The 13,815-nt window shown below is 64.6% G+C and carries 10 protein-coding genes; 7 read left to right on the top strand and 3 right to left on the bottom strand.

What is annotated here, in order from left to right:
• Positions 1–297 precede the first annotated feature (297 nt).
• From ACVOLV_RS20425 to rnfB, 6 genes are all read left to right on the top strand, one after another.
• A complete protein-coding gene (locus ACVOLV_RS20425) occupies positions 298–1,191 on the top strand; it encodes an ABC transporter ATP-binding protein (RefSeq protein WP_481555953.1) in 894 nt (297 codons plus the stop codon).
• 11 nt (positions 1,192–1,202) lie between these two features.
• Positions 1,203–4,781, top strand: a complete 3,579-nt coding sequence (locus tag ACVOLV_RS20420) for an ABC transporter permease/M1 family aminopeptidase (protein ID WP_481555952.1) — start codon at positions 1,203–1,205, stop codon at positions 4,779–4,781.
• 446 nt (positions 4,782–5,227) lie between these two features.
• Positions 5,228–5,674, top strand: a complete 447-nt coding sequence (locus ACVOLV_RS20415) for a DUF2147 domain-containing protein (protein WP_481536397.1) — start codon at positions 5,228–5,230, stop codon at positions 5,672–5,674.
• A gap of 222 nt (positions 5,675–5,896) precedes the next feature.
• The gene (gene metG, locus ACVOLV_RS20410) at positions 5,897–7,975 is read left to right on the top strand and encodes a methionine--tRNA ligase (protein ID WP_481555951.1); all 2,079 of its coding nucleotides are present in this window, start codon (positions 5,897–5,899) and stop codon (positions 7,973–7,975) included.
• 48 nt (positions 7,976–8,023) lie between these two features.
• The gene (locus ACVOLV_RS20405; RefSeq protein WP_481555950.1) at positions 8,024–8,614 is read left to right on the top strand and encodes an HAD family hydrolase; all 591 of its coding nucleotides are present in this window, start codon (positions 8,024–8,026) and stop codon (positions 8,612–8,614) included.
• 55 nt (positions 8,615–8,669) lie between these two features.
• On the top strand, positions 8,670–9,158 hold the full coding sequence (gene rnfB / locus ACVOLV_RS20400; protein ID WP_481555949.1) for an Rnf electron transport complex subunit RnfB: 489 nt from the start codon (positions 8,670–8,672) through the stop codon (positions 9,156–9,158).
• A gap of 157 nt (positions 9,159–9,315) precedes the next feature.
• Here rnfB and ACVOLV_RS20395 read toward each other — a convergent pair whose 3' ends face one another.
• The 3 genes from ACVOLV_RS20395 to ACVOLV_RS20385 form a co-directional block, all read right to left on the bottom strand.
• Entirely contained in the window at positions 9,316–9,840 is a 525-nt protein-coding gene (locus ACVOLV_RS20395; RefSeq protein WP_481555948.1) for a hypothetical protein, read from the bottom strand.
• 102 nt (positions 9,841–9,942) lie between these two features.
• Positions 9,943–10,290 (bottom strand): RidA family protein, encoded by a 348-nt coding sequence (locus ACVOLV_RS20390; protein ID WP_303749463.1) that lies wholly within the window; start codon positions 10,288–10,290, stop codon positions 9,943–9,945.
• Complete coding sequence (locus ACVOLV_RS20385; RefSeq protein ID WP_481555947.1) at positions 10,290–10,979, bottom strand: DUF998 domain-containing protein; 690 nt, start codon at positions 10,977–10,979, stop codon at positions 10,290–10,292. The genes ACVOLV_RS20390 and ACVOLV_RS20385 overlap by 1 nt, the downstream gene beginning before the upstream one ends.
• Positions 10,980–11,142: 163 nt before the next feature.
• Here ACVOLV_RS20385 and mprF point away from each other — a divergent pair, with 163 nt between their 5' ends.
• Positions 11,143–13,695 (top strand): bifunctional lysylphosphatidylglycerol flippase/synthetase MprF, encoded by a 2,553-nt coding sequence (mprF, locus tag ACVOLV_RS20380; protein ID WP_481555946.1) that lies wholly within the window; start codon positions 11,143–11,145, stop codon positions 13,693–13,695.
• Positions 13,696–13,815 lie beyond the last annotated feature (120 nt).

Below are 13,815 nucleotides of genomic sequence, written 5' to 3'. Positions count from 1 at the left end.
AGGCGGGGCTCCCCCCCACCCCCACAACCCCCCCCGCGGAGGGGGGGCAAGACAAAAAACACCACCCCCCCACGGGGGCGGCACGAAGCGAGCCCGAGGGGGGCACGCGCAACCATAGCACCCCCCCACCACCCCCCCCCCCCCCCCCCCGCCCCCCCCCCCCCCCCCCCCCCACAACTCGTTCGGTCACATTCCGACCGTAACCACGTCCCTGGTCCTAATGACTTCCGGCGCATTGTCGGCAGCCCGGCTGTAGCTGAATGTGACAGCCATCATCCAAGGAGAGGTTCGGTCCCCATGCTGCAGATCCGTGGTTTGTCGAAAACCTACGCCAATGGCGTACACGCACTCAAAAATGTCGACCTCGACATTCCCCGCGGCATGTTCGGCCTGCTCGGCCCCAATGGCGCCGGCAAGTCCTCGCTGATGCGCACCCTGGCCACGCTGCAGGAGGCCGATGCTGGCAGCGCCACGCTGACCACCGCCGATGGCGCCAGCATCGACATCCTGCGCGACAAGGACGCGCTGCGGCGCAAGCTGGGCTACCTGCCGCAGGATTTCGGCGTCTACCCGAAAGTCAGCGCGCTGGACCTGCTCGACCATTTCGCCGTGCTCAAGGGCCTGACCGCGCGCAAGCAGCGCAAGGAAGTGGTCGAGGCGCTGCTGCAGCAGGTCAACCTGTGGGATGCACGCAAGCGCAAGCTCGGCACGTACTCCGGCGGCATGCGCCAGCGCTTCGGCATTGCCCAGGCCCTGCTCGGCAACCCGCAGCTGGTCATCGTCGATGAACCCACCGCCGGTCTGGATCCGGAAGAACGCAACCGCTTCCTCAACCTGCTGGCCGAGATCGGTGAGAACGTGGCGGTGATCCTGTCCACGCATATCGTCGAAGACGTCACCGACCTGTGCCCGACCATGGCCATCATGAACAAGGGCCAGGTGCTGCTCACCGGGCGCCCAACTGATGCGATCAACGCACTGCAGGCGCAGGTCTGGCGCAAGCAGGTGGCAAAAACCGCCCTGCCCGACTACGAAAGCCGTTTCACCGTGCTGTCGACGCGACTGGTCGGTGGCCACCCGGTGATCCATGTATTCGCCGACAACTGCCCTGAAGCAGGCTTCGAACCGGTAGCGCCGGGCCTCGAGGACGTCTACTTCCAGCGCCTGCGCCTGCAGGCGCAGGCCGCCTGACGGAGACGACCATGACCCTCGCCTTCCTGCGCTTCGAGCTGCGCGAGCAGCTGCGTTCTCCCTTGTTGTGGCTGCTTGCGGTGTTGTTCGCCCTGATCGCCTTCGGCGCTGCTTCCAGCGATGCCGTCCAGATCGGTGGCGGCATCGGCAACGTGCACCGCAATGCGCCATCGGTGATCGCCACTTTCATGACCTCCTTCACCCTGCTCGGGCTGTTGGTGGTCACCTTGTTCGTCAGCAACGCCTTGCTGCGTGACTTCGAACTGGGCGCCTCCGAGCTGGTGTTCTCCAGCCCGATCAAGCGCCGCGAGTATCTTCTTGGGCGTCTTGGTGCGGCCCTGCTGGCCAGCCTGCTGATGTACGTGATCATCGCGACAGGCCTGTTCATCGCCCAGTTCATGCCATGGATCGATGCCGCCCGGCTTGGCCCGGTGTCGCTGCAGCCGTATCTGTGGTCGTTTGTTTTCATGGTGCTGCCGAACGTACTGTTCACCACCGCCTTGTTGGCGCTGCTGGCAGTCACCACCCGCAACATCCTCTGGGTCTACATCGGCGTCATCGTGTTCTTCGTGCTGTACGGCGTCAGTCGTGCGCTGCTGGCCGATATCGACAACATGCGTATTGCAGCGCTGCTCGATCCACTCGGCATGCGCGCGATGAGCCAGGCGATGCGCTACTGGTCTGCCGAAGAGCGCAACACCGGCTTGCCCGCGTTCACCGGCTACCTGCTGGAGAACCGCGTATTGTGGCTGGCGGTGACCGGCGCCCTGTTCGCCGCGACGTTCGCCCTGTTCCGCACCGAGCGCAGCGGCACCGGCCGCAAGCGCGGCAAGAAGGTGGCCAGCGTTGCCACCACCGACGGCAAGCGCAGCAATGTCGTTGCCCCCAAGGTCACGCCGAACTTCAACGCGGCGACCGGCTGGCGGCAGCTGCTGCGCCAGGTCGGGTTTGATGCCTTCGGTGTGTTCCGCAGTGCGCCGTTCCTGGTGCTGCTGGTGCTGGGCATGGCCAACTTCATCCCCACGGCCCTGCATCGCCGCACCATGTACGGCACACCGAGTTGGCCAGTGACCTCGCAGATGCTGGAAGCACTGCAGGGCAGCTTCAGCTTCCTGCTGATCATCATCGTGTTGTTCTACGCCGGCGAACTGGTGTGGCGTGAACGCAGCGCGCGCATCGCAGGGATCAGCGACGCCATGCCGGTGCCGAACTGGGTGCCGCTGCTGGGCAAGTTCCTCACATTGATCGCAGTGGTGTTTGCGTTCCAGGCCGTCGGTGGGCTCACTGCCATCGCCATCCAGCTGAGCAAGGGCTACACCCAGATCGAGCCACTGCTGTACGTCAAGACGCTGGCGCTGGATTCGGTGGTCTACATCCTGATGGGCGGCATGGCCTTGGTGCTGCAGGTACTGAGCAACAACAAGTTCATGGGCTACGCGCTGCTGATCCTGTTGCTGATCGGGCAGTCGGTGCTGGGCATGCTCGATTACACCCAGAACCTGTACAACTTCGGCAGCTGGCCGATCGCCCCGTATTCGGACATGAATGGCTACGGCCATTTCCTGACCGGGCAGTTGGCCTTCCAGGGCTACTGGATGCTGTTCCTGCTGGCATTGCTGCTGCTGTGCGCTGCCTTGTGGGTACGCGGCGTGGATTCGGGCTGGCGGCAGCGCCTGCGCCTGGCCAGGCAGCGTCTGCGTGGCCCGCTGGGAGCTGGTCTGGCGGCGGCAGTGCTGGCCTTCATCACCTGCGGTGGCTGGCTGTACTGGAACACCAACATTCGCAACACGTTCATTTCGCCGGACCAGCAGCTCGACCTCCAGGCCCGTTACGAACGCGAATACCGCAAGTACAAGGACCTGCCGCAGCCGCGCATCATCGCCATCGACAACAACGTCGACCTGCATCCGGAAACCCAGTCGGTACGCATCGACGGTGTCTACCGCGTGCGCAATACACATTCGGCGGCGATACCGGACATCCATGTCGCGATGGGCGATGACCGCACGCTTGCCAGCATCGAGATGGGCGGCGCCAAGCTGAGCACCCACGATGAGGAGCTTGGCTACCGCATCTATCACCTGGATGCACCGATGGCGCCGGGCGAGGAACGCGATATCCGCTTCACTGTCGACATCCATCCCAACGGCATCACCGCCGACCAGGCACAGACCCAGATCGTCGACAACGGCAGCTTCTTCAACAGCCGTGTACTGCCGGCCTTCGGCTACGACAGCGGCGCGGAGATCAGCGACCGCAACGAACGCCGCAAGCGTGACCTCGGCGAACCGACGCGCATGCCCAAGCTGGAGGACGAGGCCGCACGCGCCAATACCTACATCTCCAACGATTCGGACTGGCTGGATTTCCGCAGCACCATCTGCACCGCACCGGACCAGATCGCCTTGGCACCGGGCTACCTGCAGAAAGAGTTCGAACGCAATGGCCGCCGCTGCTTCAGCTACGCCATGGACCGGCCGATGCTGAACTTCTACGCCTATCTGTCGGCACGCTGGACAGTGAAGAAGGCCACGTACAAAGACATCCCGATCGAGATCTACTACGACGCCAAGCATCCGTACAACGTGGATCGGATGATCGAGGGTGTGCAGAAGTCATTGGCCTATTACGAAGCCAACTTCAGTCCGTACCAGCACAAGCAGGTGCGCATCATCGAGTTCCCGGGCTACCAGTCGTTCGCGCAGAGCTTTGCCAACACCATCCCCTACTCGGAGTCGATCGGTTTCATCGCCGACCTGCGCGACAAGGATGATGTCGACTATGTGTTCTATGTCACCGCGCATGAAGTGGCGCACCAGTGGTGGGCACACCAGGTGATCGGTGCCAATGTGCAGGGTGCGACCGTGCTGTCCGAGTCCTTGTCGCAGTACTCGGCCTTGATGGTGATGGAGAAGGAGTACGGACGCGGCCACATGCGTCAGTTCCTGAAGGACGAGCTGGACAACTACCTGTCGGGCCGCGGCGGCGAGGATGTAGAGGAACTGCCGCTGTACCGCGTGGAGAACCAGCAGTACATCCATTACCGCAAGGGCTCGGTGGTGTTCTACCGCCTACGTGAGGAAATGGGCGAGGAAGCCCTGAATCGGGCACTGTCCCGCTTCATCCAGGCCAAGGCCTTCCAGCAGCCGCCGTACACCACCTCGGCCGAACTGCTGCAGTTCATCCGTGCCGAAGCCAAGCCCGAGCAACAGGCCTTGATCACCGACCTGTTCGAGAAGATCAGCTTCTACGACAACCGCGTGGTCGAGGCCAACGCCAAGAAACGCGCCGACGGCCGCTACGACGTGACCCTGCAACTGCACGCCGACAAACGTTACGCCGACGGCATGGGCAAGGAGACCGCAGGGACGCTGGACGACTGGATCGAGGTCGGCGTGTTCGCCAAGGGCGCCTCGGGCAAGGAACGCGATGAGAAGGTGCTGTACCTGCAGCGCCACCACATCACCGCAGCGGCGCCAAGCATCACTGTCACCGTGGATCAGAAGCCTGACGAGGCCGGCTTTGACCCGTACAACAAGCTGATCGACCGGGTTTCGGCCGACAACCGCAAGCGGGTGACGGTGCAGTAAACAGCGCACGGCTTGCGCTCAAAGCCCCTCCCCCGCCTGCGGGAGAGGGGTTGGGGTGAGGGCAGCTGTTGGAGCATTACCGGGAAAGCCCCTGCCGAGCATGGCTCGGCACTACAGCCCCGCTCCTGCTCAAAGCCCCTCTCCCGCCCGCGGGGTAGGGGTTGGGGCGAGGGCAGCTGTTACTGCATTGCCGGGAAAGCCCCTGCCGAGCATGGCTCGGCACTACCGCCCCGCGCCTGCTCAAAGCCCCTCTCCCGCCCGCGGGAGAGGGGTTGGGGCGAGGGCAGCTGTTGCTGCATTACCGGGAAAGCCCCTGCCGAGCATGGCTCGGCACTACATGTCGCAAATCTGCTGCACTGCGGATTCCGTACGGGACCGAATGCGGTTACATTCGGCGCGTAACAGCGCCGCCGGCAGCTGACCAAACCCACCCTGGGAGGGGACACATGCGTACTACTTTCAAAACCCTGTTGCTGGCCCTGCCGCTGCTGGCTGCCGGCTTCTCCGCCAGCGCCAGTGACAGCGCCGCCGGCCGCTGGCGCACCATCGATGACGAAACCGGCCGGGTGAAGTCCATCGTCGAGATCAGCCAGGCCGCCAATGGCACCCTCAGCGGCAAGGTGCTGCAGGTACTGCAGTCCGAACAGGGCCCGCACCCGGTCTGCAACAAGTGTGAAGGCGCCAACAAGGGCAAGCCGATCGAAGGCATGACCATCCTCTGGAACGTCCGCCCGGACGGCACCAACAAGTGGGCCAACGGCACCATCCTGGATCCGGCCAAGGGCAAGACCTATAGCTCCAAGGTCGCCCTGGTGGACAACGGCCGCAAGCTGGACGTGTCCGGCTGCATCGCCTTCATCTGCCGCACCCAGACCTGGTTGCGCGACCAGTAAACCGCTCAAAGCCTTTGCTTGAAGCCCCTCTCCCGTTCACGGGAGAGGGGTTGGGGTGAGGGGAAGCTTTTAGCCAGGCAAAGTCAAAAGCTCCCCCTCATCCGCCCTTCGGGCACCTTCTCCCGTAAACGGGAGAAGGGAAAGATCAGCAGCCCCGGCCTCCCGGGGCTGCTTCTTTCCGGCCATGCGATAATCCCCGGTCCCCTGCCGCAAACCATCGCCATGACCCGCAACGCCCTAGTCACCAATGCCCTGCCCTACGCCAACGGCCCGCTGCATCTCGGCCACCTGGTGGGTTACATCCAAGCCGACATCTGGGTGCGTGCGCGGCGAATGATGGGTGAAAAGGTCTGGTACGTCTGCGCCGATGACACCCACGGCACGCCGATCATGCTGGCCGCGGAGAAGGCCGGGGTGACCCCGGAAACCTTCATCGCCAACATCCAGGCTGGCCATGAGCGCGATTTCGCCGCCTTTGGCGTGGATTTTGACCACTACGACTCGACCAACTCGGCCACCAACCGCGAGCTGACCGAAGCGCTGTACGCCAAGCTCGACGCCGCCGGCCATATCAGCCGTCGCTCGGTGGCGCAGTTCTACGACCCGGCCAAGGGCATGTTCCTGCCCGACCGCTACATCAAGGGCACCTGCCCCAACTGCAAGTCACCCGACCAGTACGGCGACAACTGCGAAGTCTGCGGCGCCACCTACGGCCCCACCGACCTGATCGAGCCGAAGTCGGTGGTATCCGGCGCCACCCCGGAAATGCGCGACTCGGAACATTACTTCTTCGAAGTCGGCCGCTTCCAGGACTTCCTGCGCGAATGGCTGGCCGGCGACGTGGTCCTGCCCGGCGTGAAGGCCAAGCTGGCCGAGTGGCTGGATGCCGAGGGCGGCCTGCGCGCGTGGGACATCTCGCGTGATGCGCCCTACTTCGGTTTCGAAATCCCCGGCGCACCGGGCAAGTACTTCTACGTGTGGCTGGACGCGCCGATCGGCTACCTGTCCAGCTTCAAGAACCTGTGCGCCAAGACCGGCGACGACTTCGACGCCGTGCTCGCCGCCGACAGCAACACCGAGCTACACCACTTCCTCGGCAAGGACATCGTCAACTTCCACGGCCTGTTCTGGCCGGCGGTGCTGAAAGGCAGCGGCCTGCGCACGCCGACCAAGCTGCACGTCAACGGCTACCTGACCGTGGATGGCGCCAAGATGAGCAAGTCGCGCGGCACCTTCATCATGGCCCGCACCTACCTGGATGCCGGCCTGGCACCGGAAGCGCTGCGCTATTACTTCGCCGCCAAGTCCTCCGGCGGCGTCGATGACCTGGATTTGAACCTGAGCGACTTCACCGCCCGCGTGAATGCCGATCTGGTCGGCAAGTTCGTCAACCTCGCCAGCCGCTGCGCCGGTTTCATCGCCAAGCGCTTCGACGGCAAGCTGGCCGACGCGCTGCCGGACCAGGCCCAGTACGACCGTTTCATCGCTGCACTGGCACCGATTCGTGAGGCCTACGAGCGCAACGACGCTGCTGCCGCCATCCGCCTGACCATGGCGCTGGCCGATGAAGCCAACAAGTACATCGACGACACCAAGCCGTGGGTCATCGCCAAGCAAGAGGGCGCCGACGCCGAGCTGCAGGCGGTCTGCACGCAGGGCCTGAACCTGTTCCGCGTGCTGGTCACCGCGCTCAAGCCGGTGCTGCCGGCCACGGCGCTGCAGGCCGAGGCTTTCCTCAATGCACCGGTCCTCGGCTGGAACGACATCAGCAAGCCGCTGACCGCACACAGCATCGCTGCCTACGTGGCGCTGTTCACCCGTATCGACACCAAGATGATTGACGCAATGACTGACGCCTCCAAGGACACCCTCTCCGCCCAGCCCGCCGCCGACGCCAAGCCGGTCAAGGCCGAAAAGCCCGCCAAGGTCGAAGTGAAGACCGAAGCCAGGGCCGAAGGTGAAGCTTCCGCGTACATCGGCATCGATGATTTCGCCAAGCTCGACCTGCGTATCGGCAAGGTGCTGGAATGCGGCTTCGTCGAAGGCTCGGACAAGCTGTTGCGCTTCCTGCTGGATGCCGGCGACCTCGGCCAGCGGCAGATCTTCTCCGGCATCCGCGGCAGCTATGCCGAGCCGGAAGCGCTGGTCGGCCGCAACGTGGTGTTCATCGCCAACCTGGCCCCGCGCAAGATGCGCTTCGGCCTGAGCGAAGGCATGATTCTGTCGGCCGGCTTCGACGGCGGCGCACTGGCGCTGCTGGATGCCGACGGCGGCGCACTGCCTGGCATGCCGGTACGTTGATGGCAACGGGTGCGCCCCTTGGCGCACCCATCCCGAACGGAGTGGACCATGCAACTCGCCCTCTTCGACTTCGACCACACCATCACCGTCTGTGACACCTACAGCCGGTTCCTGCGTCGCGTGGCCACACCGGAGCAGCGCGCACAGGGATGGTGGCGGGTCGGGCCGTGGGTGCTGGCCTACCGGCTGAAACTGATCTCGGCCGAACGCGTCCGCCGCCGTGTCACCGCGCAGGTTTTCACTGGCCGCCATGCCGGTGAGATCACCCAGATGGCACGCGACTATGCACGCGAGCAGTTGCCGGAGATGGTGCGGCCGGAAATGCTCGAGCAGATCCAGTGGCACAAGACCCAGGGCCATACCGTGGTGGTCGTGTCCGGCTCGCTCGATCTGTACCTGCAGCACTGGTGCGAGCGGATGGGCCTGCAGATGATCTGCAACCGGCTCGAGGTGCAGGACAACCGTCTCACCGGCCGCTACGCCGAGGGCGACTGCGGCGCGCGCAAGGTCGCCTTGATACGTAAGCGTTTCGATCTGGGCAGCTACCAGCGTATCCACGCCTATGGCGACAGCAGCGAAGACAAAGCCATGCTGGCGCTGGCGCACGAGCGCTGGTATCGCGGCAAATGCCTTACCTGAGCCCCGCTCCCTCCGGGAGAGGGCTTGGGGTGAGAGCGAACAGCAGGACTCCCCAATGATTACCCAACCCACATCCGACGCTGCCCGCAACCTTCTCCTGCAGGGAGAAGGAAGGGCTGCGCTGGTCGAACGCCTCGACCGGCTGCTGCCGCAGACCCAATGCGGTCAGTGTGGCTATGACGGCTGCCGTCCCTATGCCGAAGCCATGGCCGCCAACGCTGCCGCTGTGGACCATTGCCCGCCAGGCGGCGATGCTGGCGCACGTGCACTGGCGCATGTGCTCGGCGTGCCCGCCCTGCCCTACGACCGCAGCCGCGGCGAACACAAACCGGCGCAGGTCGCGATGATCGTCGAAGCCGACTGTATCGGCTGCACCAAGTGCATCCAGGCCTGCCCGGTCGATGCCATCGTCGGCGGCGCCAAATACATGCACACGGTGCTGGCCGACCTGTGCACCGGCTGCGAGCTGTGTATCCCGCCCTGCCCGGTGGATTGCATCGACCTGCAGCCAGTGACACCCCCTGCAGCTGTAGGAGCGGCGTAAGCCGCGAAGCTCGTAGCAAACCAGCTGTCGGAGATCCCGATCATCGGCATCAAGCCGAAAGAGCGCAGCTGTTTCAGATCATGTTGAACGTTGCGATCCTGACGACACCGGCTTCGCAGCTTACGCCGCTCCTACAAGCCGGCGAAATCTTGCGAACTCAATACTCGTCGTCTTCGTCTTTCGGCGGCAATGGCGGCACGGTGTACTGGTGCCCGTGCGCACGACAATCTGCAATCAAAGCCTCCGCATCCGCGCGCACTATTGCGCGCGTGCCCAGCGGATACCGATCGTCCTCGACCAGGTCGGTGCGCAGGTCGGTGACCGGTGAGAACGACGCAGATACCGCATAGCGCTCCTCCGAGATAGCCAGCGCATCACCGCCCCACCAGCGGATCAACCACTGCGCGTTGTCCCAGATCAACACCGTTTCCACCGTGCCGCCGGCGAGCTGGTAGCCCACCGCACAGAAACCATTGGGAACACTGCGATCGCCATGACGGCGCACCGTATTGCGCAGCTCTGCCTCAATCAGCTTGAACTGCGGGTACTGCAGCGGCTCGATGCGCTGCACAGGCACCTTCGCGTAGATCATCCTCGACAGCGCCGCCGGCGCCGCAACAGACACAGTCGCGCTGGCACCAACCAACGCACAACACACTGCAAACAACAGACGGCCCTTCATTCCTTTCCAATGCCTCCCTGCAAAGCCATCAACAGTTTCAACGCTTGATCTGCCCGGATGCCATCGCATCCAGAGCAGATCAGCAGTGGTCATGCAGTCCGCTTACGGCACTGCAGCGGTGATCACGATCTCGATCTTCCACTCCGGGTTGGCCAACTTGGCCTGCACTGTGGCGCGCGACGGCGTTGCGCCCTGCGGTACCCACTTGTCCCAGGCCTGGTTCATGCCAGCGAAGTCGGCCAGGTCGGCCAGGAAGATCTCGGCACGCAGGATCTTGGTCTTGTCGGTCGGTGCCAGACGCAGCAGATCGTCGATGGCCTGCAGTACCTGCTCGGTCTGGCCAACGATATCGGCGCTGGTGTCTTCCGGCACCTGCCCGGCCAGATAGGCCACACCGTTGTGGATGGTCATTTCCGACATGCGCGGGCCGGTATCGAAGCGCTGGATCATCAGGGTGACTCCGTGTTGGGGATGTAGCCGCCATTGTGAGGGCAAGTGGAAGTTTCAGGCGTTTCTTTGCGTGAACGACGCCACGACGCGAATGCCACCAACAGCAACCAGCCGACCACCACCGCAATCACCAGCTTCTGCCCCAGTCCGCGCGGGCTGCCACGCCACAGCACATGCAACCACAACGCGGTAAAGGCCAACCATGCCCAGGCCCAGGTCAGCCAATACAGGCTACGCCAGCGTGTGTCGCGGCCGAAGCACCAGGCCTGCAACAACATGGCCACGGTCACGCACAGGAACGCGGTCTGTGCCGCCAAGCCATGAACCAGCGGCGCCAGCAGCGGTGCGTACTGCGGCAGCCAGCTGTCGCCTATCGCTACGGTAGCCAAACCAAGCCCGGCCACGACGAACAGACTGGGCGGCAAGCCCCGCCGTGCGCTGCCATGCGCCTGCCGGTACAGCATCACGCCAAGCAAGGCGATGGCCAGCGCCAGCAGACAATAGACGCTGCGCAGCACCAGCCCATAGGGGCCGTGCAGATACAGACTGAGGGTAGCGCGCACCCAATCCAGATCATCACGCGCAAACTGCAGGCCGATGGCAACAGCCAGGAACACCAGCAAGGCCAGCACCACAGCCAAGGCCAGCGCTGGCGATTGCCGAGCTCCCCTGTACGAACCAGTACCCATGCCTACTCCCCGGCGTTCGAGCTGCCAAGTCTAGTGCGCCTGTGGCCGGTCCGCTGACTGAAGGCGGTGACAACGCTGCGCTGCGTGCATGCAGCCATCATCACGCAAGGGGGCTAGTCTTATGCGTCCGCGCCGCACCAGCGCATAGCTCCCTCCCATCTGCATGACCGCGTCTTCCACGTCTTCGGAACCTTCCATGCCGGGTTGGCGGCGTGTTGCCGCCATCCTCGTCACCCTCGCCATCATGGCAATGGCGCTGCATGCCTTGGCGGGCGAGTTCAGCGACCACGGTTACCACCAGATCCGCGCCGCCGTGCGCGGTCTCTCCTGGTCGCAACTGGGCATGGCGACGCTGTTGGGCATGGCCAGCTATGCCTGCCTGATCGGATTCGATGCCATCGGCCTGCGCCGTGCCAAACATCCGCTACCTGCGGCCCGCGTCGGCATTACCGCCTTCCTGGCCCACGCTGCCGGGCAGACCCTGGGTTTTGCCGCACTGACAGGTGGTGCCATCCGCGTGCGCAGCTACGGCCGTGCCGGGCTCAGCCTTGCCGAGATCGGTCAGGTAGTGCTGATGAGCACCCTGGGCTTCGTGTTTGGCGCCTGGCTGCTGCTCGGCCTGGCCTTGCTGCTGGAACCGAGCGCCGCCGCATTGGCATTGCCGATCTCAGCCACGGCGGTGCATGAGCTGGGCATCGGCTTGCTGGTCGGTTTCGCCGCGATGCTGCTGTTGGTCGGCCGCGATGGCCGCAGCATCGGCTGGGGCACGCACCGGATGTGGATACCTGACCGGCGCACGGTGCTGGGAGTCACCGCACTGAGCGTGGTCGAGCTGTGTCTGGCCTCGGCCGCGTTCTACGTGCTGTTGCCGGCGCAGGCCGAGGTCGGCTTCATCGGCTTCGTCGGCCTGTATCTGGTGGCGGTGGTGGCCGGACTGGTGTCGACCGTGCCCGCCGGCTTGGGCGTATTCGAGTGGAGCCTGCTCAAGCTGCTGCCGCAGGTGGCACCTGCCGCGATACTCGCTGCCGCCGTGGCCTACCGCATCACCTACTACCTGCTGCCCTTGTTCCTGTCCGCGCTGTTGGCGGCTTTGGCCAGCGTGCGCCGCCCGCTACGCAGTGGCGCCGGGACCGCGTGGTCGGTGATACGGCCATGGCTGCCGCAACTGATCGCGCTGGCAGTATTCGCTGCCGGTGCATTGCTGCTTATCGACGGCACCCTGCCCGTTCCGCATCAACGGCTGCTGCCAGCACCGCTGCCGATCGTGGAGACCTCGCACTTGCTGGGCAGCCTGGGCGGCGTGTTGCTGCTGCTGATCGGCCAAGGCCTGCAGCGCCGCAGCCATTCTGCCTGGATGCTGGCGCTGGCGCTGTGCATCGCCCTGCCCCTGCCCGCGTGGCTGCGCGGCGGCCACCTCACCGTTGCACTGACCCTGCCCTTGGTAGCAATCGCGCTATGGGCGGCACGTCGCGAGTTCTACCGCGAAGGCGCTCTGCTTGACGAGGCATGGTCCTGGCCGTGGCTGCGCAACGTCGCCTTGGTGCTGGTCGCGACCGTGTGGCTGCTGTTCTTCGTCTACAGCCATGTCGAATACCAGAACGAACTGTGGTGGCAGTTCGCCACCTCCGGCAACGCACCGCGTGCATTGCGTGCCCTGCTGCTGGTCTGCATCGCGCTGATCGTGTTTGGGCTGGCGCGACTGCTGCACAGCACCCGCAGCCCGCTGCCGCTGCCGGATGCGGCAACGCTGGAACAACTGCGTCCGGTACTGGCCTTGGCCCAGGACACCCAGGCCTGCGTGGCAATGACCGGCGACAAGGCAATCCTGCGCAGCGAGGCCGGCGATGGTTTCGTGATGCTGCAGCGTTACGGCGGCTCGCTGGTGGCGATGGGGGATCCGGTTGGGCCACCGCAGGTGGCGGCGGCCTTGATCTGGCGATTTCGTGAGGAAGCCGACCGGCTCGGCCTGCGCCCGGTGTTCTACCAGACCAGCGACAAGTACTGGCAGCACTACCTCGATCTTGGCCTGACCCTGGTCAAGCTGGGCGAGGAAGCAATGGTGCCGCTGCAGGATTTCAGCCTGGCCGGCAGCGAACGCGCGGATCTGCGCCAGGCATGGAACAAAGGCAAGCGTGGCGGACTGAGCTTCAGGCTGGTGCCGGCCAGCGAGGTACCGGCCTTGCTGAGCGAGTTGCAGGACATCTCGGACGCTTGGCTATACGAAAAGGCTGGCGAAGAGAAAGGCTTCTCGTTGGGCAGCTTCGAGCCGAGTTACATGAACCGTTTCCCGGTGGCGGTGGTCGAAGCGGAAGGACGCATCGTCGCCTTCGCCAACATCTGGCAGGCACCCGCCGGGCATGAGTTGTCAGTCGACTTGATGCGGCATCGCCCGGACGCCCCCAAGGGCACGATGGATTTTCTTTTCATCGAGCTGTTCCTGTGGGGCGCGGCCAATGGCTACACCCGTTTCTCGCTGGGCATGGCGCCGTTGACCGGCCTGGCCCAGCATCGGCTGGCCGGCCGTTGGAACCGTTTTGCCAATCTGGTCGCGCGCCATGGCGAGCGCTTCTATGGCTTCAGCGGATTGCGCCGCTTCAAGTCCAAGTTCGCGCCGGAGTGGCGCCCGCGTTATCTGGCCGCGCCGGGTGGCGTGCACCTGCCCGCTGCGTTGCTGGACGTGACCCGGTTGATCTCGCTGGATCCAAGTCGAAAGTAAGTGTGGGATTTGTGGGAGCGGGGGGGGGGGGGGGGGGGGGGGGCGGGGGGGCAGGGCACGACACGAACGAGCGGGCGGGCCGGCCCCCCCCCCCCCCACACCCCACCAAAACACAAAACA

Source organism: Stenotrophomonas sp. STEN023 (genome assembly GCF_056760135.1).
Note: the sequence above shows the minus strand (reverse complement) of the source record. Positions and strands in the feature narration are given on the sequence as shown.